This is a genomic window from Streptomyces viridosporus T7A (assembly GCF_008704515.1).
GTDB classification, from domain to species: Bacteria; Actinomycetota; Actinomycetes; order Streptomycetales; family Streptomycetaceae; genus Streptomyces; species Streptomyces viridosporus.
Genome location: NZ_CP023700.1, coordinates 1 through 24756 on the forward strand (window position 1 = coordinate 1; position 24756 = coordinate 24756).

The following is a 24756-nucleotide window of genomic DNA, read 5'->3' on the forward strand; positions in this document are numbered from 1 at the left end:
GCAACACCCAGCGCAACACCCAGCGCAACACCCATCCAAATACTTCCCTTCCGAGCCAAGAAGGTCTATTATTTGAAGTGCCGGGGGGAGGCGACCCCCCGGCAACCGCAGGGATCAACGAAGGGGAGAAACGTGGAGATCAGCATTTCCGGTGGAATCGTCCGGCGGGTGCGCGGTGGTCAGGGTGCGCCCATGACGGGCCTGGCAATTCAGGCCCGAACCATCGCGGGTTTCCTGCCGCTTGTGTGCGCGCGGATGGGCGCGAAGGTCGTGCACAACTCTGACGCGAATTACACCGGAATTCGGTTCGACACCAAGGTGGGCCCGGTGGTGCTGGAAATGCCGGTGGGTGACCAGCCGTACCGTCTGGTTCACGAGTTCATCGAGCCGGACGCGCAGGGGCGCACCGAGGTGGAGATGCGGCGGTTCCCGCAGATCTACAAGCCCAACGGAATCGCGCTCATGACGGCCGAGTTCCTCCGGTCGCGCGGGTTCCTGAAGTAGTCCGCCCGGGGGCGTCCCGGACGGGACGCCCCCTTTCCGTCCGGCAGCGGTGAGAGGGGAAGGGAAGTCATGGAGAGCACGCGGGTTGCGGAGCGGGCCGAGGAGGCCGGAGCGCCGCTCACGGTGGCGGAGCAGGAGCAGGCCGCTTACGCGCTGCGGGAGCTGGTGCGCGGCGTGGGCGGGCCGGACGCGCAGCGGGTGCCGCAGGAGCAGTTGGAGATGGTCCGGCCGTTCTTCGAGCTGGGTTGGGTGATGGGTGTGCGTACCGGGCACACGGGTCCGGCCCTGGCCGATGTGCCGGTGGACCGCGCCACGGTGGCGCGCGCGTTCGTCCTGCTGATGGCCGAGCGGATGGCCGACCCGATGGTTGTCGCCGTCGCCCGGTGCCTGGACCCGCAGCACGCCGGGCCGGTGCTGTGGCAGAAGGTCGACTATCACGGCAGTCTGACCAGCCGTCACGGTAGCTACTGGGTGAGCGCGATTCACGCGCATGCCGACCCGTTCGGCGAGACGCCCGAGCTGCGCTACGACCTGTGCGAGATGCGCGGAGTCGTGCCCGTACCGGTGGTCAAGAACGTGCGCCGGGTGAGCATCACCCCGCTGCCCGAGTACCGCACGATGGGGTAAAAGACCAGGTCAGAGGGGGATTCACACACCCCGGAAAGGGTCTATTATTTGATGTGTCGGGGGGCGGTGGCCCCGCCCCCCGGCTCCGCAGAGATCAACACAGCGTCCGGGGCCGGTGGCCCCGCCCCCGGACCGCCACGAAGGGGAGAGCATGACTCAGCAGTTCGCCGAGCGCGCCATGAACGTGGCCCCCACCGGTGCCCGCAACGCCGAGCTCTCGGACCTGGTCCGCATCCTGGAGGACCAGAACCGCCGGAAGCTGGACGTGATCGCTCCCGCGTCCGCGCTGCGCTTCCGTGAGGGCAACGTGCACGTCGAGGGCGTGGAGTCACTGATCACCGAGGACGGGGTGACGGAGGTGGACGGGATCTACCGGCCCACCGCCGTCGCCGACGAGGGCATCTCGGACAAGCTCCGTATCCCGCTCGCCTACCTGCGCCGCATGCGCGCCGAGAACGTGCCGCTGCTGGACGAGAACGTCAACGCCTGGCTCCGCAACGACCCCGAGCGGCGTTTCATGCTCCGGGCGTTCCGGGGCGAGAACGGCCCCGGCATGCCGCCGGCCGAGGGTGTGGCGCGTGCGCTGCTGTCCGACAGCTACAAGCTGATGGACAACCTGGACATGCTGGTGGCCGCGCTGGACGGGGTGAAGCAGTCCGGGCACCCGACCCGGGTGACCGGGTGTGACCTGACCGACCGGCGCATGTACGTGCGGGTGGAGTCCAAGGCGGTCGCCGTTCAGGCCCGTGCGCTGCTGCGCGGGTACCGGTCGCCGTTCGACGGGCGCAGCGGTGACGAACTGCCGATGATCTCGGCCGGTTTCGTCATCACCAACAGCGAGGTCGGTTCCGGGGCGTACACGATCACCCCGCGCGCGGTCATCCAGGTCTGCCGCAACGGCCTGACCGAGGCCAAGGACGTCATGCGCGCCGTGCACCTGGGAGGCAGGCAGGACGAGGGCGTGATCTCCTGGTCCGGCCAGACCCAGCGCAAGACGCTGGAGCTGATCACGTCCAAGACCGCCGACGCCGTGCGCACGTTCCTGTCGCGCGAGTACGTCGAGGCCAAGGTGCGCGCGATGGAGGACGCCGCCGGTAAGGCGCTGGCCGAGCCGACGAAGACGATCGAGCACGTCACCAAGTCGCTCAGCATCGGCACCGAGGCCAAGGACATGATCCTTTCCCACTTCATCCGGGGGGGTCAGATGACGGCCGGGGGCGTGATGAACGCCGTCACCTCCACCGCGCAGACCCTCACCGACGCCGACCAGGCCGCTGCCCTGGAAGCGCTCGCGCTCCCGGCCCTCACGGCCGCCGCCGCGCACGGCTAACCCCACGACCCCCGCGCGGGCCGGGGATCTCCCTCGCCCTCCCCTCCCCCGGCCCGCGCGGGCCCCACACCACCACAGCGCGCAGCGCTTCCGCCCGAGAAGGGAGCGCGCAGCGCGCCCGCCCCGTGCGCGGCTGCGCAGCAGCCCGCACGCCACCGGTCCCCGCAGCGCAGCGCAGGGGACCCCACCCCGGCGGCGCACAGCGCCCCGCCCCCTGGCTCCGGGCGCAGCCCGGAACACCCCGCTGCGCGGGGGAACCAGAGAGGAAGCCACCGTTCATGGCCAGGAGTTTCTACCAGCAGCCGAGGCAGCACCCGCACACGCCCTACACCGTGGCGCGCGCCGCCCTTGAGTTCCTGGGGGACCAGTGGGCCGCGCTGCCCGGCCCGTGGGGAACGACCGGGCACCTGCGCAGCCCCGACCGCATCCCGTTCACCGTCGGTGTGTGCGAGGCCGGACACCTCTACCTGCGCAACGACTCCGCAGGAGACAGCACCCACCTGCCGTACGACTCCAGCACCGACCCTGCGCTCATCGGCCGGGCCATCGCCGAAGCCATCGGCGGCCTGTACTGACCGGCCCCGCCAAGGAGCACGCAGCACGCCAGCCGCCGACCCGTGAGGAGCCGCATCATGCCCGCACGCCCGGAGCTCATACGCCCTGCCGATGACGCCATCGCGGCCGCCATGAGCCGCGCCCTGACCGCGCTCGCCCTGATGATCCTGGCACTCGGGGACGGAGAACACACGCTGAACCTGGTGGCCGAGCGCACCGACGACACGTTCGTCCGGGGGCAGGCCGACCTCTCCACCGGCACCGATCCGGTGCGCCTGACCGTGCTGGACGAGGACGACTACGCGGTGCTGCGCACGCTGCTGGTGTTCGCGCTGGAGGGCAGCACGGTGCGCAGCGCCGTCCTGGTCGCCACCACGGCCGCCGAGCCCTACCCGCGCGCGTGCGGCTGGACCGTACGCGGCGGATGGCTGCACCCCATGGACACCGCCGACCTCCGGCAGGCCGTCACCCCCTGCCCCGGTGTCCCCGCCGTACGGCGCGAGGCCTACCGCGCCCCAGCCCTGCCCCGAATCACCGACACCGACGAGGAGAGCCCCCGTGGCTGAGAAGCCCGCCGTCACCGCGCACGGCTACTGCACCAACACCGCCCCGGTCCCGGGCACCATCCGCACCGTCAACGCCAAGAACACCGGCCCGAAGTTCTTCCACCTGCACGGCCGCCGCTACGGCGAATGCCCGTGCGGCAAGGAAGTGTCCCTGACCGAGCGGGACAACCTGCGCCGTCACAAGCCGCCGCAGGAGTAGCCCACAGCCGCCGCCCCCTCCCCGGGGGCGGCCCACCCGGCCAGGTGATCGATGGCTGAGCGCCTGCCGCCCGTCGCCGCCCTTTCCCCTAGCCCGAAAGCGCACACTGAGCGAAAGGCCCTGCCGCTCATGGACACCACAGTCAGCTGCGAACTGCACCTGCGCCTCATTCTGTCGAGTGAGTCTTCCCTGCCGGTCCGGGCGAGTCTGCGGTATGACACGGCCGACCCCTACGCCGTGCGTGCCGCCTTCCACACCGGAGCCGAGGAAGCCGTGGAGTGGGTGTTCGCCCGCGAACTCCTCACCGCCGGCCTCCACCGCCCCGCCGGGATCGGTGACGTCCAGGTCTGGCCGTGCCGCAGTCGTGGCCTGGACGTCGTGTGTATCGCCCTGGCATCCGAGGAGGGTGAGGCGCTGCTTCACGCCCCGGCGCGGGTCTTGGAGGGCTTCCTGGAGCGCACGGCCGCCGCCGTGCCGCCCGGCACGGAGCACGGTCACCTGTGTCTCGACGAGGAGCTCTCGCGTCTCCTGGCGGAGAGCTAGGGCAAGACGTCCGCCCGTGCCGTCGCCGCAGGGTGACGGCACGGGGCGCCGGACAGCACGCCAGCGCTCCCGCCCTCTCCACCGGCCCCCGGCACCTGTCGGGGGCCGTCTCCCGAAAGCCACCGCCGCGAACGCCCAGGAGGCACCGTTTATGAACCGTGACAGCCTGACCATCGAGACCCCGGCCGGCCCCGTGCACGCCACCGCAGGCCCCCTCCAGGACGACGCCGTCGTGTTCGAGCTGGGCGGCGCGATGCGCGGCCAGGTGCACGTCACCGGAACCCATCACCCTCAGCACTGGGACCGGTTCACCGCCGTGCGCGCCTGCCTCGGCCCCGTCAACGCCTATCAGGACACTGCCCCCGACGACACGCTGCCCCGCCTCGCCCGCGGCAGCAGCGGCTACCGGGGAAGCCTCAAGCTGTATATCGACGTTGTGGGCCGCCCCGAAGTGTCGGTGTACCCGATGGAGACCGCCGCCGGTCACGAGCCGTCCCCGAAAACGGCCGCGACGCTCACCGCCGTCTTGCAGGCTTGCGCCGAGCACGTCATGCAGCGCGAGGACCTGCCCGCCATCCTCACCGCTTCCCGGCAGCGCGACACCCCAGCCCTGCTGCGCTTCCTGGCGTGGTCGGCCGCCCACCACCAGGCCGAGGCCGCCCGCTACGAGCGGGAGGCCCGTACCGCCCGGCCCGCACTGCGCGCCGCCGTCGCCGCCTGGTGGACCGCGGCACGCTGGTTCATCGCCTGCCCACACCCAGTGCTGCTGCTGGTGCTGGCCGACTACCCCGGCTCGCTGTCCCGCGCCGTCGCCGTCGAGCAGTGGCGGGGCCCCTACTGCCGCACCGCAGCCGCCCGCGAGCACGAGTACGCCCGCCGCGCCCAGACCGAGGCCGACTCCCTGCGCGCCCAGGCACGGGCCCGCTCACGCGGTCGCCGACCGGCCCCGGGCAGCGCCGCGCCGCAGGTGGAGCGTCCGTATTTCGTGGTCGGTCAGTGGAAGGGCGGCGGCGAGGTGGACGTCTGGCACGTCGAGGAAGCCCCGACCGACCCGGACGCCCGGGCCGACGCCCACGAGCAGCACGCCAGCGACGCCGAGACCGCTTTCGGCAGCGTCAACGTCGTCTACGCCACCAGCCCCCAGGCCGCAGCCGACCAGGCCCGCCGCGAGGCGCGCCAGACCAGCGAGCGCATCCGCCCCTAACCCTTCCCCGGGGGGTGGCCTGCCAGCAGGCCACCCCCCGGGGGCACCCCCGCACGCATCGAGGAAAGGTCTGATCATGCGTTGGTTGATGAGCCTGGGTGAGCGCACCCGGCCCGACGTGCCCCGGTACGCCGAATGCCCGGCCCCCGGCCAGGCGCGCGCTGGCCCTGGTCGACGACTTCGGCCAGCTCTTTTTCGTCCTGCGCGAGTGGCGGCAGGTCTACGGCGAGGAACTGACCGCGTGGGCAGGGCAGGTGCAGGCCGACGACATCAGCACCCTTCCCGCGGAGCTGATCGCCGCATGGGAGTGGGAGGGAGACGTCATCCGCCTGGACACCGAGCGCGGCGGCTACGTGCGGGTGTCCGACTACCGCGACATGCCGGTACGCCCGAGCGTCAACGCCCGCGCCGGCACCGGCCCCCAACTGTGGACCACCACGCCCTGACCATCCCAGCCCAGAGAGGCGATGCCGCATGACCGGCCAGCCGCGCCCGTGGCGCCCCGAGGACTTCGACGACCACTGCGAGACGTGCGGCGCCACGCCGGGCCAGCTGTGCAAGCCGTGGTGCGACACCGGCTACACCGCCGACGACGCCCGCCGCGACGCCGTCCGGCGCCAGGAGGCCGCCGACCGCGCCCGTACCCGCCCTGCGGCTGCCCGCAGGGCGCACCGCCCCTGAATGCCCGACTGCCGCAGGAGGAGAGCACCGTCATGGCCGAGGAGCTGAAGACCCAGCAGCAGTTCGACGCGTTCGCCGAGGAGGTCGCCACCGCGCTGGGAACCCACTGCCGCACCGCGCCGCTGCCCGGGTACCGGCGGGGTCTGGCCCGGCTGATCGTTGACGACGAGGACCGCGCCCTGCGGCTGTGTCAGCCCGACGCCCGCCGCCCGCAGCGGTTGAAGGTGTTCGCCGGCCTTCCGGACGAGGAGCGGGTGGCGGCACCGTCGATCCAGGTGAGCACGATCAGCGCGGCTCATGTGGCCCGCGAGATCAAGCGGCGGCTGTACCCGCTGCACGCCCAGGCCATGGAGCAGGCCGCCCAACTCACCGCCTACCAGCAGACCGAGGCACACGCCCGCCGCGCCGTCGCCGCAGCCGTGGCCGCCGCGCTCCCCGGCGCCCGCATCGAGGAAGAACACCGGCGCACCCGGATCTCCTGGCAGCACGTCCCCGGGCCCGTCGGGCAGCACCGCCCCGTCCAGGTCGACAGTCTGTCCGTGGTCGTCGGCACCTCCGGGGAATGGGTCCAGGTCGACGCCTGCGGCCGCCCCGATTTGATGATCCCCATGCTCACCGCCCTCACTCAGGTGCCACGGGAGTAAAAACAGCAGGTCAGGGGAGGGTTCACACCCAACCAGGAAGGATTATTATTAGTAGTGGGGAGGGGGTGCTCCTCCCCCTCCCCACCCCCTCTCGCACCTCACGACGGCGGCAACCGCCCTCCCCTCCCTCTCCCTGTCTTCAGCTCTCCCCGCTTTCAGCATCAGGAGTTGCCATGCTGCGATCGCTGCGCCGCGCCCTGCGCCCGGCCCGCCTCCGCATCCCCGCCCGCCGCTTCACCGCCGGAATCGCCGCCCTGCCGCCCACCGCCCGCGAAGCATTCGGCACCAGCGTGAGCGCCGAGGAAGCCACCTCCTACAACCGCAGCCGGGTCGCCACCGCAACCGCCGTCGCCCTCTACCGCAGCGGATACCGGCTGCCGATGCCCGACGACCACCTGGACGACGCCGTGCACGCGCTGGACTTCCCGTACTCGGAGCCCAGCCCGGAGACCCGCGCCGCCATCCGCGCCGCTCTCGCCGTCCTGGACTCCGACTACACGATCACCGTCACCCGCTGACGCATCCCGCCCGACCCGTGGGCCGCTGGCCGCTCCGGCGGCCCACGGGGAAAGGAGGACCGGTGTACCTGGTCACCCCCGACCCCGCTCACGGTCTGGTCGTCGCGCCCCGCTCCAGTGACGACCTCACCCCCGAGACTGAGCAGGCCCTCACCGCCCAGGGCTTCACCTGGAACAACGAGATCGAGGCCTACACCCGCCCGGCCGACCACGACCCCGAGGACGTGGAGCGCACCGCCGACGCGCTGCGCGAGCTGGGCCACTACGTCATTTCCTAGATGGAGGTCCGTCATGTCCCGCCGCCGTCCCCAGCCGTCCGTCCGGTACGCCGTCGCCGAGTACGAGGGTGCGCACCAGGTGGTGGACCAGCTCCACGGGTACGCGCTCAGCAGCCACACCGCCCGCGAGGCCGCCGAGACCGCGGCGCGTGAACTGACCGCCGACCCGGGTGCCGCCGTCGTGGCCGTGGAGGCGCTCGACGCCGCTCAGAGCGGCCCGGCGGCCGCCGAGCGGCGCATCCTGCGCCGGTTCGGGTACGCCTGGAGTCTGCGCCAGGACGAGATGCTGTCCCTGATGCGGGAGTTCAGCCACCACCGCCTGGAAGCCCTGGTGGCCGCCGGCCATCTGGCCCTGGTGTTCAGCCGGGCCGGGCAGCCGTACTACACCACGCCCGAGCGCTTCGAGCAGCTGTCGCCGCGCTGGGTGCGCGACGGCGAGGAGTCCTTCCCGGCCGCCGACCTGAGCCGCCTTGAGCGCCCCCGCCCCGCGCTGGAGGCCCTGCCCCAGCGCGAGCGCTACCAGCCGTGCGAGCTGCACGGCATCGCGCTGGGGCGGTGCCTGCTGTGCGGGCCGCGCGAACAGTTCGAGTGCCAGTGGGGCGAGTGCACCGCCAACCGCGTCACCGTCTACTGCGAGCGGTGCGCACGACTCAACCCCTGGCGTACCTTCCCGCTGCCGCCGCTCCAGGACCGCGACTAGCGGCAAAACCGCAGGTCAGAGGCGGGTTCACACCTATCAATGTCGCACTATTATTAGAAGTGTTGGTGATGCGGGAGCCCGGACGGCGGGCTCCCGCCGCCACCTCACGCGAGGAGGGACACCACCCATGAAGCCGCTCGAACTCGCCGGACTGCTGGCCGCGCCGACCGAGTCGCCGGTGCGCGACGCGCTGCGCCGCCTGGCCCCCAAGAGCCTGGACGCGTTGATCATCGAGGCCCTCTCGGCCACCGAGGAGGCATGGCGGCAAGTCGCGGTCGACCGGGTCGCGGCATTCGCGGCCGGGCAGCCCGGCGGCCGCCCGGTGGTGGCCGCGTACTTCACGACGACCGAGCGCCGGACGGCAGAAGGCATGCACGTCGGGTGGAGCCCGTTCGTCGCGGCACTCGCCAGCACCGAGGACATCCCGGATCTGCGGCACACCCGCACCACGGCGACCGCCGTGCCGATCGGCGAGGCGGCGATGACCGAGGAGGTGTTCGCCGACCCGGAGCTGGCCGCCGCGCTCAACCGGCTCGCGGCCATTGACCCGCCCCGGCACGAGGACGTCCTGCGCGTCCACCTGCCCACCCGTCAGGTCACCCGCCTGACCCCCTGACCGCCGATGCGGGCGGGCGCTGCGACGCCCGCCCCGAAGGAGGCCTAGGCCTGGGTGCTGTCCCCCGAGCAGCTGGACGTCCTCACCCGGGCCATGGACGTCCGCAACGCACGACTGCCCTCAACCGCCCGGCAGCGCCCCGACTTCGACGCCGAAATCCGGGCCGCCCACACCCGCAGCCGGCCCCCGCGCGCCACCTGACCTCACGCCACCCACCCCCCACCTAATCAGACCCCCGGCAGGAGAGGGTGAGTCGCAGGAAACCCCCCGTTCTCGCTGCGTTTTAGCAGGTCAAGGGGTATCTAGCCCTCATCCCAATAAAGGCTAATATTTGAAATGAGGCGGGAGGAAATCACCCTCCTGGCCGCCCTCATCCGCCATTACGGCAAGGAGAAGGAGAGCCCATGGCTACCGCCGTCTCGACCCCGACCAGCACGCCCGCCGCCCCCGAGAAGGACACCACGCAGGTGGTTGTGCTGGACGCCGCGCTGCTGGTGCGCGACGAGTGCAACGCCCGTGAGCACGACACCGAGCCGGACGAGAAGCTGATCACCTCCGTGAAGGAGATCGGCGTCGAGGAGCCCATCAGCGTCCGCCCCAGGCCCGACGGCACCTACGGCGTGTTCAAGGGCTGGCGGCGCGCGCAGGCCCAGCAGATCGCCAACGCCACCGCCGAGGCGGAGGGCCGCCCGGTGCGCCCGGTCAAGGCGTACGTGCGCGAGGACCTGGTCGGCCGCGACGGCTGGACACGGTTCCTGTCGCTGGTGGAGAACGACCACCGCGAGGGCATGAGCGCGCACGACACCCTGCGCGCCCAGGAGCTGGCCCTGATCGACATGAGCGAGGTCGACCGCCGCACAGCCGCCAAGGCGCTGGGGGTCGGCCGGAACGCGGCCAGGCAGGCCAGGGCGGCGCAGAGGCTGGACGACGCCACGCTGCGCCGGGCGGCGGCCGGAGGGATGGATCTGGAGCAGACCGCCCAGCTCGCCGAGGTCAGCGACGTGCGCGGCGCGGAGATGCGGCTGCTGCGGGCGCTCCAGCGCGACCACGAGGAGGGCGGTGGCGGGCGCGGCCACTGGGATCAGGAGATGGCGCTGCTGCGTGCCGAGCAGGCCGACGCCGCCGCCCGTACCAAGGCGGTGGAGGAGCTTACGACGGCGGGCATCCCGCTGCTGGGGGCGGTGGGGTACGGGCAGAAGGACCCGTCCCGGCCGCTGGCCGAGCTGACCACGGGTCTGGGTGCGCCGCTGACCGAGGACAACCACAAGGGCTGCCCCGGTCACAGCGCCCGGCTGGACGAGGAGCACCGGCCGGTGTGGCACTGCGCCGACCCGGCCGCACACGGCCACAAGGCGCGTCCCAAGCCCAGGCAGCCCAGGACTGAGGAAGACGAGCGCCGGGCCGAGGAGCGTGCGCGGACCGTGGCGTGCAACCGGGCCTGGAAGGCGGCCGCCGGTCCGAGGCAGGAGTTCGTCAGGCGGCTGGTGCGCGGCAAGACCCTGCCCGAGGAGGCCCGGCAGTTCGCCCAGCGGATCGTGCTGGACCTGCCCCGCTTCTACGGCAAGTGGGCCGACAAGCAGCGCACCGAGACCCTGGCGCTGCTGCTGGGGGCCGCGGACCCGGAGCGGGACGCGCCGTCGCAGGTCGCGGCCGGCTTCCCCAAGAACCGGCTCGCCAACGTGCTGTTCGCCCAGGTAGCCGCCGCGTTCGAGGACGACATCCGCGAGCCCAAGCAGTTCGACACGGCCCGGATGGCACACGTCTGCCTGTGGGAGTCGCCCAGCCCGCTCCAGGCCTCCTACCTGCTGCTGCTGGAATCCCTCGGCCAGGCCGACAACGGCAGCTACCAGCTCTCCGAGGTCGAGCAGCAGGCCGTGGCCAGCCACCGGCCCAACGCCGACGCCGACGCCGACAGCGACGCCAACGCCAGCACCGAGGCCTGACGTTCCCTCCCCCCTTCCCGAAGACTCCGGCCGGGCACGCCCGGTGCCCGGCCGGTCATCCCCCTCCCCTCAGAGAGGAAGAACCATGTCCATCGGTATCGACGAGGTGCGCGCCTTCATCCGGCAGCTGCCCGACGCGGCAGCCGTCGCGCAGGTGCAGGAGGCCGCCGCCCGGCGGCTCGGCGAGCTCGACAAGGCCGCCCACGACGGCATCGTGGCCGGTCGCCGGGCCCGGATCAACGACTCGCTGCGCCCGGCCTTCCTGCGCCGCCTGACCGGCACCGTGCAGGAGCGCAACCGCACCGGCACGCGCGCGGGCTTCCTGCTGGACGAGGAGTCCACCCGGCTGCTGCGCACCGACCCGCGCAACCGCTACCGCATCCCCGAGGGCACCAAGCGGTTCCGGCTGCCCGGCAACGGCGTCCCCGTCTCCTGCCTGGACCTGATCGAGGACTGACCACCCCTGGACCGCCGGGCAGGGCAGAGCCCTCACCGCTCCGCCTTGCCCGGCGGTCCCGACAGCCGCCACAGCGCGGCCACATCCCCTCCGACAGACCGTTCGAGAAATCAGAGGCGACCATGGTCATCTCTCCCGGCACCGTTGCAGCCGCCCGTACCTACGCACGCGACATGAGCGGCGCGCCCCTGCCCGAGCCGCCCGCTGATGCGGACACCGGACCGCTGGAACCGGCACACGAAGCGGCCTACTACCTGGGCATGGGTGAGACGTTCCGCATCCTCACCCGCCCCGATGAGCCGGCCCCGCCGGACGTGAAGGAGCTGAGCATGGCCGTACGGGCCGTGCCGGGCAGCGGCACCTGGTACCGCCGTGGCGACGAAGCGGCCCGCCTGATCACCGCCTCCGACCAGCGCATCCGCAACCTGCCCCAGGACCCCGACCAGCTGTGGGCACTGCTGGCCGACGTCCTCCAGGCCCTGGACCTGCACGGCCAGGCACCGCAACTGGACGGCAGCAACCTGCGCCGTGACCACCTCCCCGGCCACCCGGCAGCGATCCGCCGCACCCACCCGATCGGCGGCTGGGGGCCCGCGCGCGTGAAGTGGAACCCCGACGGCGCCCACCGCTGGACCGACCTCCACCACGGCACCTGGCAATGGCCCGGCCAGACAGCCGAACCCGCCCCGTCGGCCCCGACGACACCGGGCCACTGACCACCCCCACCACCGGCCGCCCAGGGCGGCGGCGCACAAGCACCAGCCCCGGCGCCCCTCCCCTGTTCCCCTCTCTGAGAGGTCCTCATGAGCGACAACCAGCAGACGACACCGTCCGCCCCGGACGACGACCGCGACCGCCCCCTGACCCTGGCCGTCCTGCGCCAGCTCATCCGGCACGACTGGCGCACGCTGCCCGGCACCACCCTGGTAGTGCTCTCCCGCGACACCGAGGGCAACGGCTACTCACCGTTCGCCACCTACAGCAACGCCCGCTACGCGCCGACCTACAGCGACGAGGTCGGCGAGGTCTACCCGCTGCCCGAGGAGCTGGAGCAGGACAAGGAACTGCGCGAGCTCTACGTCGACGGCACCCCCGACAACGCCGTCCCGGCCCTCGTGCTCTACCCGCTCGGCTGACCCGACCGGCGCGGGGGCGGGACCGCCCGCCCCGGTTGTCCCGCCCCCGCCCGCCCCGCACCCCCATTCCCCGATGACGAAAGCGAGGCGTCCCCGCCATGCCCAACTCAGCGCCAGCGCCCGAGGAGCGAGCACGCACGCCGGTGCTGGTCATCAGCGACAGCCCCGACGACGACCCGATCAGCCTGCGGCCCTGCCCGGTCCCCCTGCGGCACCTGCCCTCCCCGCTGTTCAGCGCCGCGGAGTACCGGCTCGCCCCGCTCGTGATCCTGGACGACCGCAGCTACGCCGCCTTCACGCTGCGCCACATGCCCCACCGCCCCGGCCTGATCCTCACGCTCGCCGCCCCGGGCGACGACACCGTCCACCCGCGGGCCGCGGCCATCGGCGCCGAAGCCGTCCTGCGCGCCGGACAGGACCTGTCCTGGCTGCACCTGCGCCTGCACGCGGCAACCGACTGCCACTACGCCCACTGGGAGGAACTCCTGACCGGCCCTCCCCCACCGCCCGGCACCTGACCCCAGTTGCCCCGCCCCGCGACCCGAAGGAGACAACCGACGCATTCGATACCCCAGCGCTGTGCGCGCCGGCCGCTGTCGGGCGGTCTGGTGGTGCCGTGGGTGTCCTTGATCCACGGCGGCCACGCCGCCTTCGGCAGCCTGGACGCCGACCGGGCCCGCACCGCCTTCCTGCGGCGCCTGTGCCAGATCTGCGGCCAGTTTCTGGACGAGCGGTGCTACCTGATCGTCCGCCCGGCCGACGCCGCCCGCGGGCACTCCCCCGAACCGGCGCTGCACTCCGAGTGCCTGCCGTATGCCGCCGCGCATTGCCCCCTGCTCAACGGCACCGCCACCCACTACCGCCGCCGCCCCGTCCTGGCCACCCATCCCGCCGGACGGCCCTGCACTGACCCGTCCTGCCCGTGCCCGTCCCGCTCGCCCGACGAAGGCCACGCCGCCCGCAGCGGCCGCCCCGCCGACCGCTACGAGGCATGGATGATCCACACCCGCACCTACCGCCTGCTCTTCACGCCCGGCCGGCCCAGCACACCCATCGGCATCAGCGTCGACGTGCCCGTCCTGCGCCGGCGCCTGCTGCGCACCGCCACCCTCACCCCCGAACAGCAGCGCCTGATGGACCTGCTGCGCCCCCTCCTGGGCGAGTCCTGACTTCCGCCCTTCCCCCCGTACCGCACGTAAAGAGCCCTCCGTGCTGATCACACCCAACCCGGCCACGCCCGAAGGCGAGGCCATCCTCGACCTGGCCGCAACGATGGACGCACTCCAGGCCCGCACCGGCGAATGGCCGGGCGCGGACACCGTCTACATCCTCGGCGACTGGCTGAGCCGCTTCACCTTCGCCACCTCAACGGTCCTCCCCCGGCAGGTGACCGGCCGGGCCTGGGTACTGCGCCGCTGGGACCGGCACAGCGACGAGGTGACGCTCTGGTCCGACGAGGCCTCCGCCCTGGCCGAGCTGGCCCAGCACGCGCGCAGTTCGTGGGACAACGTGGCGGGCACCGACGGCGTCCCCCACCGCCCTCCCCTCGACGACCAGACGGCCATAGACCTGTACTACGGCCCCAAGGAGCACCGCGGCGACGAGGACTACACGCTGTATGCCGAGGACATCGCCCGCTACGTGCACACGCCCCGCAGCCTGACCCTAGAAGACGACACAGCCTGCGCGGAGGCCAACAGCGCGGCCGTCTTCCACCCGATGACCGGCCCCGACGACGAAGGCCTGCCCTGCATCGAACTGGCCGGGATTCTCGTCTTCGCCTACCTGGACCCCGACATGCGGGCCGTACGTGTCTCCGTGCACCTGGACACCGCCCACGAACAGCTGGCCCGGGCCGATGGCACGATCCCGCTCCAGGTGGAGATCGAGGACGCCACCGTGTTCAGCACTCTCGGGGCGCGGCCGGCCCCGGCCCGCGCCCCCGCGTGGAAGGCCCGCCTTCGACGGCTCACCGACCGCACCGCCCTCCATAACGTCAGGGTGCAGCGAAAGGGGGGGTTGACCCTCCCTCAAGAGGGTCTATTATTTGATTTAGGAGGTGTTCGTATGGCCCCGTCCGTCACGCACGTGTCCGGCACCGTCACCGGCAATGTGGAAGTCCGCTTCACCGACTCCGGTGTCGCCGTCTGCCGGTTCCGCCTCACCCAGACCCCCACCCAGTGGGACGCAGCCGCACGGCAGTGGCGCGACGGGGCCCCGATCCGCTACGTGTGCACCGCCTGGCGGGACTTGGCCCGCAACGCCACCGAGTCCCTCACCGACGGGGTCAGCGTCCTGGTCGCGGGCCGCATCACCGAGATCCGGGACGACGCCGTCTACCTGAGCGTGGACGACCTCGGCATCAGCCTGCGCCAGCGCATCGCCTACACCGAGACCAGCCTGCCCAGCCCGGCCGCCGCCGCTCCCATCTCCCCCACCGTCCCGGTCGCTTCGATCGCTGCCCCCGCAGCAGCCCAGGCCGCCGGGGCAGGGACCGGTGGCCCAACCGCCGTCAGGCGGGCGGCCCGCCCGCCTGGTGGGAGCAGCGGCGGGCCTCCGGATGGCACCGCCCCGCCGCCCGCACCCCGGCCGACGTCGGCCCCTAACCCCTCCCCCTTCCTCTCTTCACCGCGCCGCCGGGTGCGGCACCGGTTCACCCGCCGATAGCACTCTCCCCCTTCACCCGCACCACCTCGCGGGGCGCTGGTTCGCCTGCCGGCGCCCCACCACTTCCCTTGCTGGCGCTGCCGCTCGCCGAAGGCGACGTCCATTCCAACGGCACCGCCCGCCTGATTGCCGAGCACCGCGCCGTGCTGTACGCGGACCCCACACGAGTGCTCGCCCTGCTCTGACACCCCGATCATCTGCGCCCTGCCCGGCCGTCCACGCTCTGGGCATGGCGCTCCACCCAGAGGAGATTGCCCCGTGCCCGAGCCCGTCGACTTCTTCCAGGCTGTCGTCACCGCCTACCTCGAGGACGCCGACCACGCCCCGCTGCTGCACGACCCCGTCCACGCGCGTGTGGCCCGGGCCGGTGACGTCGCCAAGGGCGATCTGATCCTCGCCGGCGTCGGCATGGGCGGCGCCGACTACTTCAACGACCAGTACACCGCCCGCCCCGAGCCCTACGACCCGGCCTGCGGATGCGGCGTGTGCTGCCACCTCGCCGACCATCCCGGCGACGTGGTGGTGCTCTCCAACGGCCACCCCTGGCAGGCCTGCGACCCGTGGCCCGCCAACGACCTGGTCCTCATCGTCCCCGCCCATCGACTGCCCGAGCGCACCGCGAAGGAGTGAGCAACCGCCATGCCCGCAGCCGCATACACGCCGTCGCTGCCCGGTCTTCTCCCCACCGACGAGGTGGACACCGTCATCAACTGGGGCTTGGGCGCTGACTCCACCGCCTACCTCGCGCGCATCCTCACCAACCCCGCCGCGCACGGCATCGATCTGGAGCGCACCGTCGTGCTGTACATGGCCACCGGCAGCGAGTGGCCCGAGACCCGGATGCTGGTGGAGGATTTCATGCTGCCGCTGCTGCGCGAACACGGGGTGCAGTTCGTGCAGTTGTCCCGCTCCGGGCAGCCGAAGGCGGCCGGCATCACGGTCCTGGACGACTCCCGCCGCCCCGAGCGGCTCTTCGCCCGCGGGCCGTGGACACTGTGGGACGAGCTGGAGGCCGTCGGCACCGTCCCCCAGCAGGCCGGCACCCGCAAATGCAGCCTGCGCGCCAAGGGCGAGGTCGGCGACCGGTGGCTCGTGCAGGTGATGGGCGGGCGCCCGTTCCGGCAGATCATGGGCTTCAACGCCGACGAGCCCGGGCGCCGCTTCGGTGACGCGGCCGCTTCAAGGATCCCCGGGCGCACCGGGGTCTATCCGCTCATCGACTGGGGCTGGCACCGCCGGCAGTGCGAGGACTATCTCCTGGAGCGCTTCGGTGTGCACTGGCCGAAGTCGTACTGCACCTTCTGCTGCTTCCCCGTTTCCATGGGCGCGCTGCCGGCCCACCTGGAGCGCATGCGCTCGCACCCGGACATCGCCGGTGAGGTGCTGCGCCTGGAGTACACGGCGATGAGCCTGAACCCCAACGTCAGGCTGTACGGCAAGCGCAGCCTGCTGGAGCTCTTCGACCCCTCCCGGCCCAGGGACTGCGCGTGCCTGGAGGCGTTCGAGCGCGAGCTCGATGTGCCCTGGGCGCTCTACCACGTGCGCCGCCTGTTCCTGCTGTCCGAGTCCGGCAAGCGCCGCCCGGTGATGCGCTCCACCGAGCGCGTCGACATCGGCCGCCCGCAGCAGCTGGCCCGGCGGCTGATCACCGTGTCCGAGCGGCACGGCGTCGACGTCGAGCACGACCCGCTCTACGGGCGCGCCCGCGCCTGGCTGCGTCCCCGCCGCGCGGCCTGGCCGATGGCGGAAGAGCTGTTCGTCACCGCCCCGCCCGCGTGATCGACAAACAGGACAAGCACTTCGAGCAGGAATGGCGCGCCCTGCTCTCCGGCTCCGCCACCCGGCACCCCCTCGCCTGATCCCTCTCCTCCTCTGCCTTCTTTGGAGCAGTCATGCCCGCACGCCCCACCGTCTGCCCGTCCGACGCCCCGGACCTGGCCGCCTACGACCTGCTCGCCCCCCAGCTGTCCGGCGGTAAGGACAGCAGCGTCATGCTGTGGTCGTTCATGCGGGACGCCGTGGCGGCCGGGGTCACCGACCGGGTGATCACCTATCACGCCACGCTCGGGCCGCTGGAGTGGCCGGCCGTGCACGTCGACGGCACGCGCTATGCGTCGATGTGCGAGCTTGCCGCCGCCCAGAGCGCGGCCTGCGGCATCCCGCCCGACCGCCATGTGGAAGTCGCGCGGCCCGCGTTCCTGCTCACCGAGATCGCCGCCTACGGTCGCTTCCCCCGCATGGGCAGTCCCTACTGCCGCAAGTACGCCAAGGAGTCGATCATCTCCACCGCCTGGACTCCCCTGGTGCGCCGGCTGCGCCGCGAGCTCGGCCGCCCGGTGCGGATCCTGAAGGACATGGGGTTGCGGGCCGACGAAAGCCGCGACCGCGCCCACCACCCCGCCTACCGCAACGTTCTGACCAACGGCGCACGGATCGTGGACGAGTGGCTGCCGGTGAAGGACTGGCCCACCGCCGCGGTCCTCGAGTGGCACCGGGACGCCCCCGTGCCCTACCACTGGACCTACGACTCCTTCCCCGGTGCCGGGGACTTCAAGGGCACCAGCCGCTGCTCCTGTTCGCTGTGCGTGTTCGCCTCCAAGCGGGACCTGCTGCTGGCCATCGCCCGCCGGCCCCGGCTCGCCGAGCTGTACGCCGAGGTCGAATCCGCCCGCGGCGACAGCTTCCGTCCCGACTGGCGCATCACCGACCTGATCGAGGCCAGCCGCCGGCCCACCGCCCCGGACCCCGGCATCGTCCTGCCGGACGACGGTCCCGACATGGACCTGCTGGAGCGGCAGATCCGCACCGCCCTGCAACAGCCACCACGCAAAGCCGTCCACCTCGCCGCCCGGCCGGCCTCCGGCCCGGCCTGCGGCGGCTGCGATGCAGGCCCCACCGCCCCCGACCTTCCTTCCCAGCCCTTCTAGAGAGGCATACTGACCATGATGACGACGAGCACCCAGCGCCTTTTGGAACTGTCTGCGGCCGCACCAGCCGCCGACGGCGAGGACCTCCTGGACCTGCTGCGCGAAGGCAATGTCCTCTACCACCAGGGCCTGCAGGAGACGCACCAGGCGACCGCGACCCGCCTGCAGGGGATGTCCACCGCCGACCTCGCGGCCGCAGCCGATGCGGCCGAAGTCCCCTACGACGCCACACGGGACCATGCGGAAATGGTGCTGCTCCTCGCCCTGACCGAGTGGGACATGACCCCCGCAGCACTCGCCTACTCCGCCATGGTGGAAGACGCCGCCCGCCGGGGATTCAGCCTCCTCCCCGAGGAGTAGGCGTCGGCTTTCCCCGCGGCCTGAAAATGGGCGTCAAGCTGGACACCCGACCTCAACAGGGGCCATTATGTGTGTTGCGGGTCGGGGAGGCCGGCTCCGCATCACACGATGGGACTCCCACACCATGGCCCGCTCCACACGGCGCGTCGTCGAGGCCGCGGACATTGCCGCGAAGTACGGGCTGACCCCTGCACGTATCAGCTCGCTGTACCTCGAGCGGGAGACCACCGGGTTCCCGGATGTCGTCGGCCACCGCGGCCGCGCCCGGCAGTGGGACGGGAAGGATGTGGACACCTGGTTCGCCCAGCGCAAACTGTCCCGCCTGCAGGAGCACAAGCCTCCGGCCCTTGACCCGGACCAGCTGCTCACCAGCACCGAGGCCTCGAAGTTCCTCGGTTACAAAAGCCCTCAGCAGGTCAACCACTACCTGCGAGATCACCCCGGCTACTTCCCGGAACCCGACGTCGTCGAAGAGCTCGGCACTCCCGAAAGGCCCTACCAGCGACGCAGGTGGCGGGTGCAGACCCTGCTGGACTGGCAGGCCACCCGTCCGGGCATGGGCAGACGCAAGGTGACCGGACGGCCGACGCGGCCTTTGCCGGATGTCCCCGTCGACGGAGATCCGGACGAGTTGCTGGGCGCAACACAAGCCGCTGCCCTGCTCGGATTCAAGAGCATCACCTCCTTCAGCAGCAGCCTCGCCCAGGGCAACCTGCCCCTGCTGAAGACGGTGGATGCGGTCACGGAGAGCGGCGGGAGACGCCGGTGGACACGCCGGCGCATCCTCGAACAGAAAGCCGCGCGAAACAGGTAGCACCCCGGTGGTGGCCACAAGCCCACCACCCCACAGACGCGGTATGCCGGTTATGGGTTGTTGATCCCCTGCGGGCCGGATACCGCAACGATGGCCGGCATGGCGTAGCTCGCCACTACGCCCCGCAGCAGCAGATGCTGCCGCGGACCGGCCATCGTCCGTTTTCCAGGGACTTCGAACTCACCCTGTCTGACCGGGCAATGACCCGTGCCGTCGGCCGGCCACTGATCGGATCCTTCAGTCTGCGCAGCCCGAGGAGTCCGTGGTCGGGGGGCGCAGGGCCGACCACCGGGATGTTTTCCATTCGTGACCATGGTCGGGCCTTCGTGGTCGGTGGTCTGGTCGGGGCTGTTGGGTTTCCTCGTCGGCAACTGATGCCGTCGGTCGAACGGCCCGCGCTCGGCTCAGGCCGCACGCGCGCCGAAAGGAAGTTCCCATGCCCCGCTCCGCCTCGAGGACACGCGTTTCCCCTCTGCCGCCCAGCCCGGTCGAGGCATTGAGTGATCAGATCATGACCGCGCTCGCCCAGCACCGCATCGCCACCACCGGCCAGCTGCGCCGGATGCTGCGCCCGGACGGCACACGGCAGCTGATCTCCCGCGCCCTGAACAAGCTGCGCTGCGACGGCTTCGTCGACTACACGGTGCTGCCCGGCCCGGACCGCTCCCCCACCCACGCCTGGTACCTCACCCCCGACGGCGCACGCCTGACAAGGGACCTACCGGTCCTGCGGGGGCGGCCGCCCTACCCGATCACCTCCACGACGGCGGTGTCGCTGAAGACAGCGCACACCCTGACCGTGGTGCGCGCCCATCTGGCCTTCGCCGCCGATGCCCGCCGGCTCGGGCACGAGCACGGCCCCTGGGACTGGACGCCCGAGGTGTCGCACTCCATCGGCGAAGGGGAACGGGTGGTGGCCGACGCCGTCATGTACTACACCGTCGTCAGGGGCGAGCAGCGGCGCAAGCTGCGCGCGTTCGTGGAGGTGGACCGGGCCACCATGAGCGGTGAGCGCCTGGCGGTGAAGCTGATCGAGTACGCGCGGCTGCATCAGTACGAGGCCCAGCCGGTCGGCCGGCGCCGCCGCGGCGCCGCGGAGCCCGGCTGGCTGCGCTGGTATCCGGTCTTCCCCCGTCTGCTGTTCGTCCTCACCGGCGCCTCCCGCCCCCGGCTGGAGGGCCGGATCGGCGACCTGCAGGCGCTGGCCGCCCAGCACCCCCTCGTCGCCGCGCTCGCCCGCGAGGTGCCGCTGGGCGCCGCCGTCCTCGAGGACCTCGAACAGCACGGCCCCGCCCAAAACGTGTGGACGCCCCTGCCCGGCGGCACGCCCCGCCCCTGGAGCGACCTGTGACGCTGTCGGCCGCCCCTGCCGGCGGATGCGCGAGCGGACCCCGGACCGTTGTGACTGAGCTTGAGATTTAGCCCAGCAGATTCGAACACCTCTGGTCGGCGCTTTCAGGCGCGATCAACGCGCCCACAGCGGGATCAAATCGGGTGAAAGCGCCCAGTCGGCACGGCAGAAGGCCGTGTTCGAACGGCGAGGTTAAAGCTCAAGTTAGGTCGGCGATCGTGCCGAACCCGGCTGCCCGCAACTTCTGCGTGAGCTTGTCGTGACGGCAGGCAGTGATCGCCGAGGTCCGCCCGGGTCTGGCTGCGGAGACCCATACGAGTCGGCCCCGGTCGTCGGTGAGCGCGATCACGAGCAGGTCATGGCATTTGCTCTTGCCCGAGCAATTCTTCCGGTTCTCGGCCCCAGTGCGCCGCCGAGTGCGTATCAAGGAGTCGTCCAGCAGCACCACCCCGCCACCCTTTCGGGCGATCTTCTTCAGGGCTCGGTCCAGGCGCGGGGCGCGAGCGGCCAGCAGACCCACGACCTCCCGCACCACCGTGTCACGGTGGTGCGGTGCACCCCGTTGCCGCCGGCCAGGTCGCCGGGCCGCTGGTCACAGCGCAGCACCGTCAGCACGATGCCCGCGATCTTCCCCGCGGGCAGCGCCCGCCACCTGGAGCCGATCTCCTTCAAGCGGCCGCGCACCAGGTCGGCGAGCCAGTTCAGAGTGGCATTCGACAGCGGCAGGCGGACAGTGTAGACAAGGTCGTCAGGGCCCTCGACGGTGTCGTTGTTTTTCTTCACACCAAACTCAATTGCAGCCGGGAGCCCGTCGGTTACGCCCCGACCGTCCCCGGTCCGGCGTAACCACAGGCGCGCGGTGAACTTCCCGTCGGGCCGTTTGTGCAGCCAGCCTTCGCCCGCAGCGGCTCCAGCTTCCCGCGCACCGCCACCTCAAGCCCCAGCTCTTCACCCACCGTCCTGACTTGCACCGGGCCGCCGACGGCCCGCACGATCGGGAGGATCCGGCGGTAATCACCGGGCAGCGCGGCCTCGTCGGGAGTCTCACCACGATGCGGGATCAGCAGCACCGCACGCCCCGCCACCCGCGCTTTCCTCGAGGCCACCCACCCCAGCGGCCTCCGTATAGGCCCGATCCTGTTCGGCCAGGCGGCGCAGGACCCGTTCAGCGATCCCCAACTCCTCCCGCTCGGCCTCGACCTCCTGAAGCCGCTTGGCCAGTTCCACGGCGAGCGCGTCCAGTTCGCTACGGTGAGCCATGATCCGCTCCAGATCGGACTTTCCTACGCCCTTCCCGCGATCGCCGACGTACCGACACGGTGACGGATCGTAGGCGGCCCGCTGAGGCAGGCGCAGCAGAATCCGAGACCCACTCCAACTGACCGATCGGACGATCTTCGCCGTGGACACCGGCCGCCGATCAGCACGGGTCCCCCTACCGCCCCTCGCACCAGACCCATGACCTGCAATTTCACGATGCACACTACTCAGTGGGCTGGGAAGCCCGGACTAGCGAGCATCTCCTTACCCTCTCGCCGCCCTCTTCGGCAGCAACGGTGTGGTCAGCCGCCCGGCCCCCTGCCAGGCTGGCCGCGCCAGGCGCTGGAGCACACTGACCACCCCACCTCTCCGTTCCCGTCACTCTCCGATCACCTATGTTCACGCAGCCGTGAACGATCGGCAAGCCGGGTCGGCTTGCCGTGTCCTTGGCGATGTGCGGGCTAACCAGGGGGAAGGCTGGTATCAGCCGTGGTTTCCGTCGCGGTTCGCTTCGTCGGCGGTCCCGTCCGCCCGCCGACGGCGCTTCCGCATCCTGCGGCCGACCCCTGGCAGAGCGTCGCTGTAGTGAAAGGCCGCGATCCGCGCGTCGTGCTGAGTGCTGAGCCGACGGATCACAATCACTCCAACGGCGATCATGGCGAGGATCACCGCCACCGTGATGATCATCTCCATGGTCCTCACCTTCCTCGGCCACAGGGCAAGGACTCGGTCGGATCCAGGGGCCGGGGCCGTGGCGGTGACGCCGAGGCCCCGCCGTCGGTTTCCCACGTCTCTTCCCGGCTTTGGGCCTTGGTGACGTCGCCGGTCGCCTCCTCGTCGGCCATCAGCCGCCCGGCCGTGCGCAGGTTGCCCACGGCCGCCGCGGCAGACATCAGCCGTTCGGCAGCGGCCCCACGGGTCTCCGGCGGGATGACCAGCAGCTCCCAGCGGCCGACGGTGTGGGAGAGGAGGACCAGGGTGTGCGGGTGCTGTTCGTCGGTGAACCAGCACACGTGCAGGATGTGCCCGCTGACAGGGACCCTACGGGGGATAATGGGCCAGCGGGCCGGATTCACCGTGACACGGGTGGCCTGCCCCCGGGGGCCGATAAGAGCGTCCACCAGGGCCGGAAGTTCACGGAAGAGGTTGCGGGAGCGGGGCCACCAAGCGCCGTTCAACTGACCCGGAACCGTGCGTGCGGGGGTCAGGGACAGTCGCGCCGACGGTGAAGGTGCGCGCTCACGCGGCGTCGTATGGTCGATGGTCACGTTCATGGCGCGAACCTGTCCCCGGGCCCGTCTACGACGGCCCGGTGTCGTCGATCGCCGGGAACGACACCCACGTGTGAGCCGGTGTACGAAGTACTCCCGGTGCCTTTAGCTTACTCCGCTCTCAGACCGGCCAACGTGCGCCGGCATTTCCAACAGCACCCCCGCCCCGCGGCCAATGTGGATGAGCGTGCACGTCACTGCGCCGCAGTACGGTGAATGCCGAAGCCCGCAACGGTTTTTGGGATGGGGTCAGGCAGTGTGCCCCTCGAGTGGGTCGTCTGCTGTGGCCGTATCCATGAGCCGCTCGGCTTCCGCTTCCGTGGCGGCGGGTGGCACAACGAGCAGGTCCCAGCGGCCGTGTCCTGGGGCGAGCAGGCAGACGGTGTGTTCGGCTCGTGGTGAGTCCGTCCGGCGCAGGTGCACCATCTGGTCCGCGACGAGCATCCCGTCCCTGGGCAGCGACCACATCGTCCCGTTCACGAGGACACTGCTGATGTGTCCCCAGCGGTGCGGCAGCCCGGCGAGCAGTCCGGGGAGTTCGGCAGTCAGGTCGTACGACCTCGGCCACCAAGCCCCGTTGATACGCCGGGCCGAGCCGCCCTTCCCGGCTGGACATCCACCGGCGGAACCGCGGGGAGGGGGCACTCGTCACGCTCGCCGGTGAGATCGGACCGGCCACGGCGCCACTGCTGCGGGCCGCACTGGAGCAGTGTCTGCGCGACGGCGTCACCGTCATCGACGTCGACCTGACCACGGTCGGCTCCTGCGACGCCAGGGGCCTGGACCTCTTTCTGTCGATGTCACGGCGCGCCGGCCGGGTGTAGTCCTCCCTGCGGCTGCACAACCCGTGCGCACAGATCACCCGACTCCTCGCCGTCACCGGCTCCACCTCCCTGCTCCTCGCGACCTCCACGGATCCCCTGCCGTCGGCGGTGCCCCGCGACCTCCTGGAAACGGCCTCGCCGGTTCCGTCGGCCGACGGGACACGGACGCCTGAGGCCCACCCTCGTCGGCCAGTCCGCAAGGACGGAATCCGCCTGCGCCGGCTGACCCGTTGGCAGATCGAGGGGATGGAGGAGGACATCGCGGACCTGGCTGCGGAGTCCGTCGCGGACACTCCCGGTGAGGCGTTCCACGACCGTGCGGACTTCCTGCGCCGCTTGGCGGTCAGTGCCCGGCGTCCCGGCTTCGCGCTGCTGGTCGCCGAAACGACGGTGTTGGTCGGCTGTGTCTTCGGCTTTCCCGTGGGCCCTGACGGCTCCGGCCGCCAGGGGATCGCCGGAACGCTCCAGGAAACCGTCCAACGGCTGACCTCCCGCGCGCGGTTCGTCGTCCTCACCCAGGTCGTGGCCCATCCGCACCCTCAACACCGCGACATCGCCCGCCGCCTGCAGCAGCATCTGCTTACCGACCGGCACTCCTCCCTCGGAGTCACCCTCCTCCATCCGGCCGACCGGGCGGGACAGGCCGCGTTTTCGTGCTGGGGCTGGGAGAACATGGGCGAGGTCATCGGATTGCCCGGACGTGTCGCCCCCTGTCTGTTCGTCCTGAGCACGGGAGCGCCGTCCCCGACAGCCCGGTGATCAAGCAGTGGGGGGCGACGAG

General features: G+C 71.5%; 35 protein-coding genes and 1 pseudogene. 31 read left to right on the top strand and 5 right to left on the bottom strand.

The window, feature by feature from the left end; all coding sequences use genetic code 11:
* Window positions 1-132 precede the first annotated feature (132 nt).
* The 29 genes from CP969_RS00005 to CP969_RS00135 all read left to right on the top strand — a co-directional run bounded on the left by CP969_RS00005 (window position 133) and on the right by CP969_RS00135 (window position 20620).
* On the top strand, window positions 133-504 hold the full coding sequence (locus CP969_RS00005; RefSeq protein WP_016828525.1) for a hypothetical protein: 372 nt from the start codon (window positions 133-135) through the stop codon (window positions 502-504).
* Window positions 505-573: 69 nt separating this feature from the next.
* Window positions 574-1131, top strand: coding sequence for a hypothetical protein (locus CP969_RS00010; RefSeq protein WP_016828524.1), 558 nt, complete (start codon window positions 574-576; stop codon window positions 1129-1131).
* A gap of 151 nt (window positions 1132-1282) precedes the next feature.
* Window positions 1283-2461 (top strand): hypothetical protein, encoded by a 1179-nt coding sequence (locus CP969_RS00015; protein ID WP_016828523.1) that lies wholly within the window; start codon window positions 1283-1285, stop codon window positions 2459-2461.
* Between the two features lie 278 nt (window positions 2462-2739).
* Window positions 2740-3036 carry a hypothetical protein gene (locus tag CP969_RS00020; RefSeq protein WP_016828522.1) on the top strand — a complete coding sequence of 99 codons (297 nt, stop codon included), beginning with the start codon at window positions 2740-2742 and terminating at the stop codon, window positions 3034-3036.
* A 57-nt stretch (window positions 3037-3093) separates the two neighbouring features.
* Entirely contained in the window at window positions 3094-3582 is a 489-nt protein-coding gene (locus tag CP969_RS00025) for a hypothetical protein (protein ID WP_016828521.1), read from the top strand.
* A complete protein-coding gene (locus CP969_RS00030; protein ID WP_016828520.1) occupies window positions 3575-3781 on the top strand; it encodes a hypothetical protein in 207 nt (68 codons plus the stop codon). The genes CP969_RS00025 and CP969_RS00030 overlap by 8 nt, the downstream gene beginning before the upstream one ends.
* Window positions 3782-3910: 129 nt before the next feature.
* Window positions 3911-4324, top strand: coding sequence for an SsgA family sporulation/cell division regulator (locus CP969_RS00035; protein ID WP_016828519.1), 414 nt, complete (start codon window positions 3911-3913; stop codon window positions 4322-4324).
* 151 nt (window positions 4325-4475) lie between these two features.
* Window positions 4476-5528 (top strand): hypothetical protein, encoded by a 1053-nt coding sequence (locus CP969_RS00040; RefSeq protein WP_016828518.1) that lies wholly within the window; start codon window positions 4476-4478, stop codon window positions 5526-5528.
* Between the two features lie 98 nt (window positions 5529-5626).
* Window positions 5627-5974 (top strand): hypothetical protein, encoded by a 348-nt coding sequence (locus CP969_RS00045; RefSeq protein WP_016828517.1) that lies wholly within the window; start codon window positions 5627-5629, stop codon window positions 5972-5974.
* A 28-nt stretch (window positions 5975-6002) separates the two neighbouring features.
* On the top strand, window positions 6003-6209 hold the full coding sequence (locus CP969_RS33025; RefSeq protein ID WP_016828516.1) for a hypothetical protein: 207 nt from the start codon (window positions 6003-6005) through the stop codon (window positions 6207-6209).
* Window positions 6210-6241: 32 nt separating this feature from the next.
* Window positions 6242-6853 carry a hypothetical protein gene (locus CP969_RS00050; RefSeq protein ID WP_016828515.1) on the top strand — a complete coding sequence of 204 codons (612 nt, stop codon included), beginning with the start codon at window positions 6242-6244 and terminating at the stop codon, window positions 6851-6853.
* A gap of 173 nt (window positions 6854-7026) precedes the next feature.
* Window positions 7027-7371: a hypothetical protein gene (locus tag CP969_RS00055; RefSeq protein ID WP_016828514.1), complete on the top strand. Its 345-nt coding sequence runs from the start codon at window positions 7027-7029 to the stop codon at window positions 7369-7371.
* 62 nt (window positions 7372-7433) lie between these two features.
* The gene (locus CP969_RS33380; protein WP_016828513.1) at window positions 7434-7649 is read left to right on the top strand and encodes a hypothetical protein; all 216 of its coding nucleotides are present in this window, start codon (window positions 7434-7436) and stop codon (window positions 7647-7649) included.
* Between the two features lie 13 nt (window positions 7650-7662).
* A complete protein-coding gene (locus CP969_RS00060) occupies window positions 7663-8349 on the top strand; it encodes a hypothetical protein (protein WP_016828512.1) in 687 nt (228 codons plus the stop codon).
* Between the two features lie 127 nt (window positions 8350-8476).
* On the top strand, window positions 8477-8965 hold the full coding sequence (locus CP969_RS00065) for a hypothetical protein (protein WP_016828511.1): 489 nt from the start codon (window positions 8477-8479) through the stop codon (window positions 8963-8965).
* Between the two features lie 54 nt (window positions 8966-9019).
* Window positions 9020-9166 (top strand): hypothetical protein, encoded by a 147-nt coding sequence (locus CP969_RS33030; RefSeq protein WP_016828510.1) that lies wholly within the window; start codon window positions 9020-9022, stop codon window positions 9164-9166.
* Window positions 9167-9369: 203 nt separating this feature from the next.
* Window positions 9370-10908, top strand: coding sequence for a ParB/RepB/Spo0J family partition protein (locus CP969_RS00070; RefSeq protein WP_016828509.1), 1539 nt, complete (start codon window positions 9370-9372; stop codon window positions 10906-10908).
* An 85-nt stretch (window positions 10909-10993) separates the two neighbouring features.
* Window positions 10994-11365 carry a hypothetical protein gene (locus CP969_RS00075; protein ID WP_004993926.1) on the top strand — a complete coding sequence of 124 codons (372 nt, stop codon included), beginning with the start codon at window positions 10994-10996 and terminating at the stop codon, window positions 11363-11365.
* Between the two features lie 173 nt (window positions 11366-11538).
* Entirely contained in the window at window positions 11539-12081 is a 543-nt protein-coding gene (locus tag CP969_RS00080; protein ID WP_223886996.1) for a hypothetical protein, read from the top strand.
* Window positions 12082-12168: 87 nt separating this feature from the next.
* Window positions 12169-12501, top strand: a complete 333-nt coding sequence (locus tag CP969_RS00085) for a hypothetical protein (protein ID WP_016828507.1) — start codon at window positions 12169-12171, stop codon at window positions 12499-12501.
* Window positions 12502-12599: 98 nt separating this feature from the next.
* Window positions 12600-13019 (top strand): CpaE-like family protein, encoded by a 420-nt coding sequence (locus CP969_RS00090; protein WP_051044479.1) that lies wholly within the window; start codon window positions 12600-12602, stop codon window positions 13017-13019.
* Window positions 13020-13112: 93 nt separating this feature from the next.
* Window positions 13113-13670, top strand: a complete 558-nt coding sequence (locus tag CP969_RS00095) for a hypothetical protein (protein WP_039831884.1) — start codon at window positions 13113-13115, stop codon at window positions 13668-13670.
* A gap of 40 nt (window positions 13671-13710) precedes the next feature.
* The gene (locus CP969_RS33385) at window positions 13711-15168 is read left to right on the top strand and encodes a single-stranded DNA-binding protein (RefSeq protein WP_016828504.1); all 1458 of its coding nucleotides are present in this window, start codon (window positions 13711-13713) and stop codon (window positions 15166-15168) included.
* Between the two features lie 258 nt (window positions 15169-15426).
* Window positions 15427-15798 (top strand): hypothetical protein, encoded by a 372-nt coding sequence (locus tag CP969_RS00110; protein ID WP_016828502.1) that lies wholly within the window; start codon window positions 15427-15429, stop codon window positions 15796-15798.
* Window positions 15799-15807: 9 nt separating this feature from the next.
* Window positions 15808-16947 carry a hypothetical protein gene (locus CP969_RS00115; protein ID WP_016828501.1) on the top strand — a complete coding sequence of 380 codons (1140 nt, stop codon included), beginning with the start codon at window positions 15808-15810 and terminating at the stop codon, window positions 16945-16947.
* A 113-nt stretch (window positions 16948-17060) separates the two neighbouring features.
* Window positions 17061-18095, top strand: a complete 1035-nt coding sequence (locus CP969_RS00120; protein WP_016828500.1) for an adenine nucleotide alpha hydrolase family protein — start codon at window positions 17061-17063, stop codon at window positions 18093-18095.
* A gap of 18 nt (window positions 18096-18113) precedes the next feature.
* Window positions 18114-18455, top strand: coding sequence for a hypothetical protein (locus CP969_RS00125; protein WP_223886997.1), 342 nt, complete (start codon window positions 18114-18116; stop codon window positions 18453-18455).
* Between the two features lie 124 nt (window positions 18456-18579).
* A complete protein-coding gene (locus CP969_RS00130; RefSeq protein WP_016828498.1) occupies window positions 18580-19269 on the top strand; it encodes a hypothetical protein in 690 nt (229 codons plus the stop codon).
* Between the two features lie 511 nt (window positions 19270-19780).
* Window positions 19781-20620: a replication-relaxation family protein gene (locus CP969_RS00135; RefSeq protein WP_016828497.1), complete on the top strand. Its 840-nt coding sequence runs from the start codon at window positions 19781-19783 to the stop codon at window positions 20618-20620.
* A gap of 205 nt (window positions 20621-20825) precedes the next feature.
* On the opposite strand, the pseudogene CP969_RS34375 reads toward CP969_RS00135, so the two are convergent.
* The 5 genes and pseudogenes from CP969_RS34375 to CP969_RS33400 all read right to left on the bottom strand — a co-directional run.
* A pseudogene (locus tag CP969_RS34375) lies at window positions 20826-21403 on the bottom strand (IS5/IS1182 family transposase); the annotation flags it as partial.
* A 261-nt stretch (window positions 21404-21664) separates the two neighbouring features.
* Entirely contained in the window at window positions 21665-21880 is a 216-nt protein-coding gene (locus tag CP969_RS00150) for a hypothetical protein (RefSeq protein WP_063744532.1), read from the bottom strand.
* A gap of 483 nt (window positions 21881-22363) precedes the next feature.
* On the bottom strand, window positions 22364-22573 hold the full coding sequence (locus CP969_RS00155) for a hypothetical protein (RefSeq protein WP_063744546.1): 210 nt from the start codon (window positions 22571-22573) through the stop codon (window positions 22364-22366).
* Between the two features lie 5 nt (window positions 22574-22578).
* A complete protein-coding gene (locus tag CP969_RS00160; RefSeq protein WP_026085601.1) occupies window positions 22579-23154 on the bottom strand; it encodes a DUF5994 family protein in 576 nt (191 codons plus the stop codon).
* A 246-nt stretch (window positions 23155-23400) separates the two neighbouring features.
* Complete coding sequence (locus tag CP969_RS33400; RefSeq protein WP_051044477.1) at window positions 23401-23796, bottom strand: DUF5994 family protein; 396 nt, start codon at window positions 23794-23796, stop codon at window positions 23401-23403.
* A 56-nt stretch (window positions 23797-23852) separates the two neighbouring features.
* On the opposite strand from CP969_RS33400, the gene CP969_RS34485 reads away from it, so the two are divergent.
* Window positions 23853-23975 (top strand): hypothetical protein, encoded by a 123-nt coding sequence (locus tag CP969_RS34485; RefSeq protein WP_252991218.1) that lies wholly within the window; start codon window positions 23853-23855, stop codon window positions 23973-23975.
* Between the two features lie 246 nt (window positions 23976-24221).
* On the top strand, window positions 24222-24734 hold the full coding sequence (locus tag CP969_RS33410) for a hypothetical protein (RefSeq protein ID WP_223887000.1): 513 nt from the start codon (window positions 24222-24224) through the stop codon (window positions 24732-24734).
* The last annotated feature ends 22 nt before the right edge of the window (window positions 24735-24756 follow it).

Coding starts and splice junctions, on each gene's coding strand:
- CP969_RS00025 (WP_016828521.1), top strand. CDS start 3,094: ATGCCCGCACGCCCGGAGCTCATACGCCCTGCCGATGACGCCATCGCG.
- CP969_RS00075 (WP_004993926.1), top strand. CDS start 10,994: ATGTCCATCGGTATCGACGAGGTGCGCGCCTTCATCCGGCAGCTGCCC.
- CP969_RS00035 (WP_016828519.1), top strand. CDS start 3,911: ATGGACACCACAGTCAGCTGCGAACTGCACCTGCGCCTCATTCTGTCG.
- CP969_RS00020 (WP_016828522.1), top strand. CDS start 2,740: ATGGCCAGGAGTTTCTACCAGCAGCCGAGGCAGCACCCGCACACGCCC.
- CP969_RS33025 (WP_016828516.1), top strand. CDS start 6,003: ATGACCGGCCAGCCGCGCCCGTGGCGCCCCGAGGACTTCGACGACCAC.
- CP969_RS00060 (WP_016828512.1), top strand. CDS start 7,663: ATGTCCCGCCGCCGTCCCCAGCCGTCCGTCCGGTACGCCGTCGCCGAG.
- CP969_RS00015 (WP_016828523.1), top strand. CDS start 1,283: ATGACTCAGCAGTTCGCCGAGCGCGCCATGAACGTGGCCCCCACCGGT.
- CP969_RS00080 (WP_223886996.1), top strand. CDS start 11,539: ATGAGCGGCGCGCCCCTGCCCGAGCCGCCCGCTGATGCGGACACCGGA.
- CP969_RS00160 (WP_026085601.1), bottom strand. CDS start 23,154: ATGAACGTGACCATCGACCATACGACGCCGCGTGAGCGCGCACCTTCA.
- CP969_RS00130 (WP_016828498.1), top strand. CDS start 18,580: ATGGCCCGCTCCACACGGCGCGTCGTCGAGGCCGCGGACATTGCCGCG.
- CP969_RS33410 (WP_223887000.1), top strand. CDS start 24,222: ATGGAGGAGGACATCGCGGACCTGGCTGCGGAGTCCGTCGCGGACACT.
- CP969_RS00055 (WP_016828514.1), top strand. CDS start 7,027: ATGCTGCGATCGCTGCGCCGCGCCCTGCGCCCGGCCCGCCTCCGCATC.
- CP969_RS00115 (WP_016828501.1), top strand. CDS start 15,808: ATGCCCGCAGCCGCATACACGCCGTCGCTGCCCGGTCTTCTCCCCACC.
- CP969_RS00065 (WP_016828511.1), top strand. CDS start 8,477: ATGAAGCCGCTCGAACTCGCCGGACTGCTGGCCGCGCCGACCGAGTCG.
- CP969_RS00155 (WP_063744546.1), bottom strand. CDS start 22,573: ATGGAGATGATCATCACGGTGGCGGTGATCCTCGCCATGATCGCCGTT.
- CP969_RS00070 (WP_016828509.1), top strand. CDS start 9,370: ATGGCTACCGCCGTCTCGACCCCGACCAGCACGCCCGCCGCCCCCGAG.
- CP969_RS00150 (WP_063744532.1), bottom strand. CDS start 21,880: ATGGCTCACCGTAGCGAACTGGACGCGCTCGCCGTGGAACTGGCCAAG.
- CP969_RS00090 (WP_051044479.1), top strand. CDS start 12,600: ATGCCCAACTCAGCGCCAGCGCCCGAGGAGCGAGCACGCACGCCGGTG.
- CP969_RS00120 (WP_016828500.1), top strand. CDS start 17,061: ATGCCCGCACGCCCCACCGTCTGCCCGTCCGACGCCCCGGACCTGGCC.
- CP969_RS00010 (WP_016828524.1), top strand. CDS start 574: ATGGAGAGCACGCGGGTTGCGGAGCGGGCCGAGGAGGCCGGAGCGCCG.
- CP969_RS00085 (WP_016828507.1), top strand. CDS start 12,169: ATGAGCGACAACCAGCAGACGACACCGTCCGCCCCGGACGACGACCGC.
- CP969_RS00135 (WP_016828497.1), top strand. CDS start 19,781: ATGACCGCGCTCGCCCAGCACCGCATCGCCACCACCGGCCAGCTGCGC.
- CP969_RS00040 (WP_016828518.1), top strand. CDS start 4,476: ATGAACCGTGACAGCCTGACCATCGAGACCCCGGCCGGCCCCGTGCAC.
- CP969_RS00125 (WP_223886997.1), top strand. CDS start 18,114: ATGACGACGAGCACCCAGCGCCTTTTGGAACTGTCTGCGGCCGCACCA.
- CP969_RS00050 (WP_016828515.1), top strand. CDS start 6,242: ATGGCCGAGGAGCTGAAGACCCAGCAGCAGTTCGACGCGTTCGCCGAG.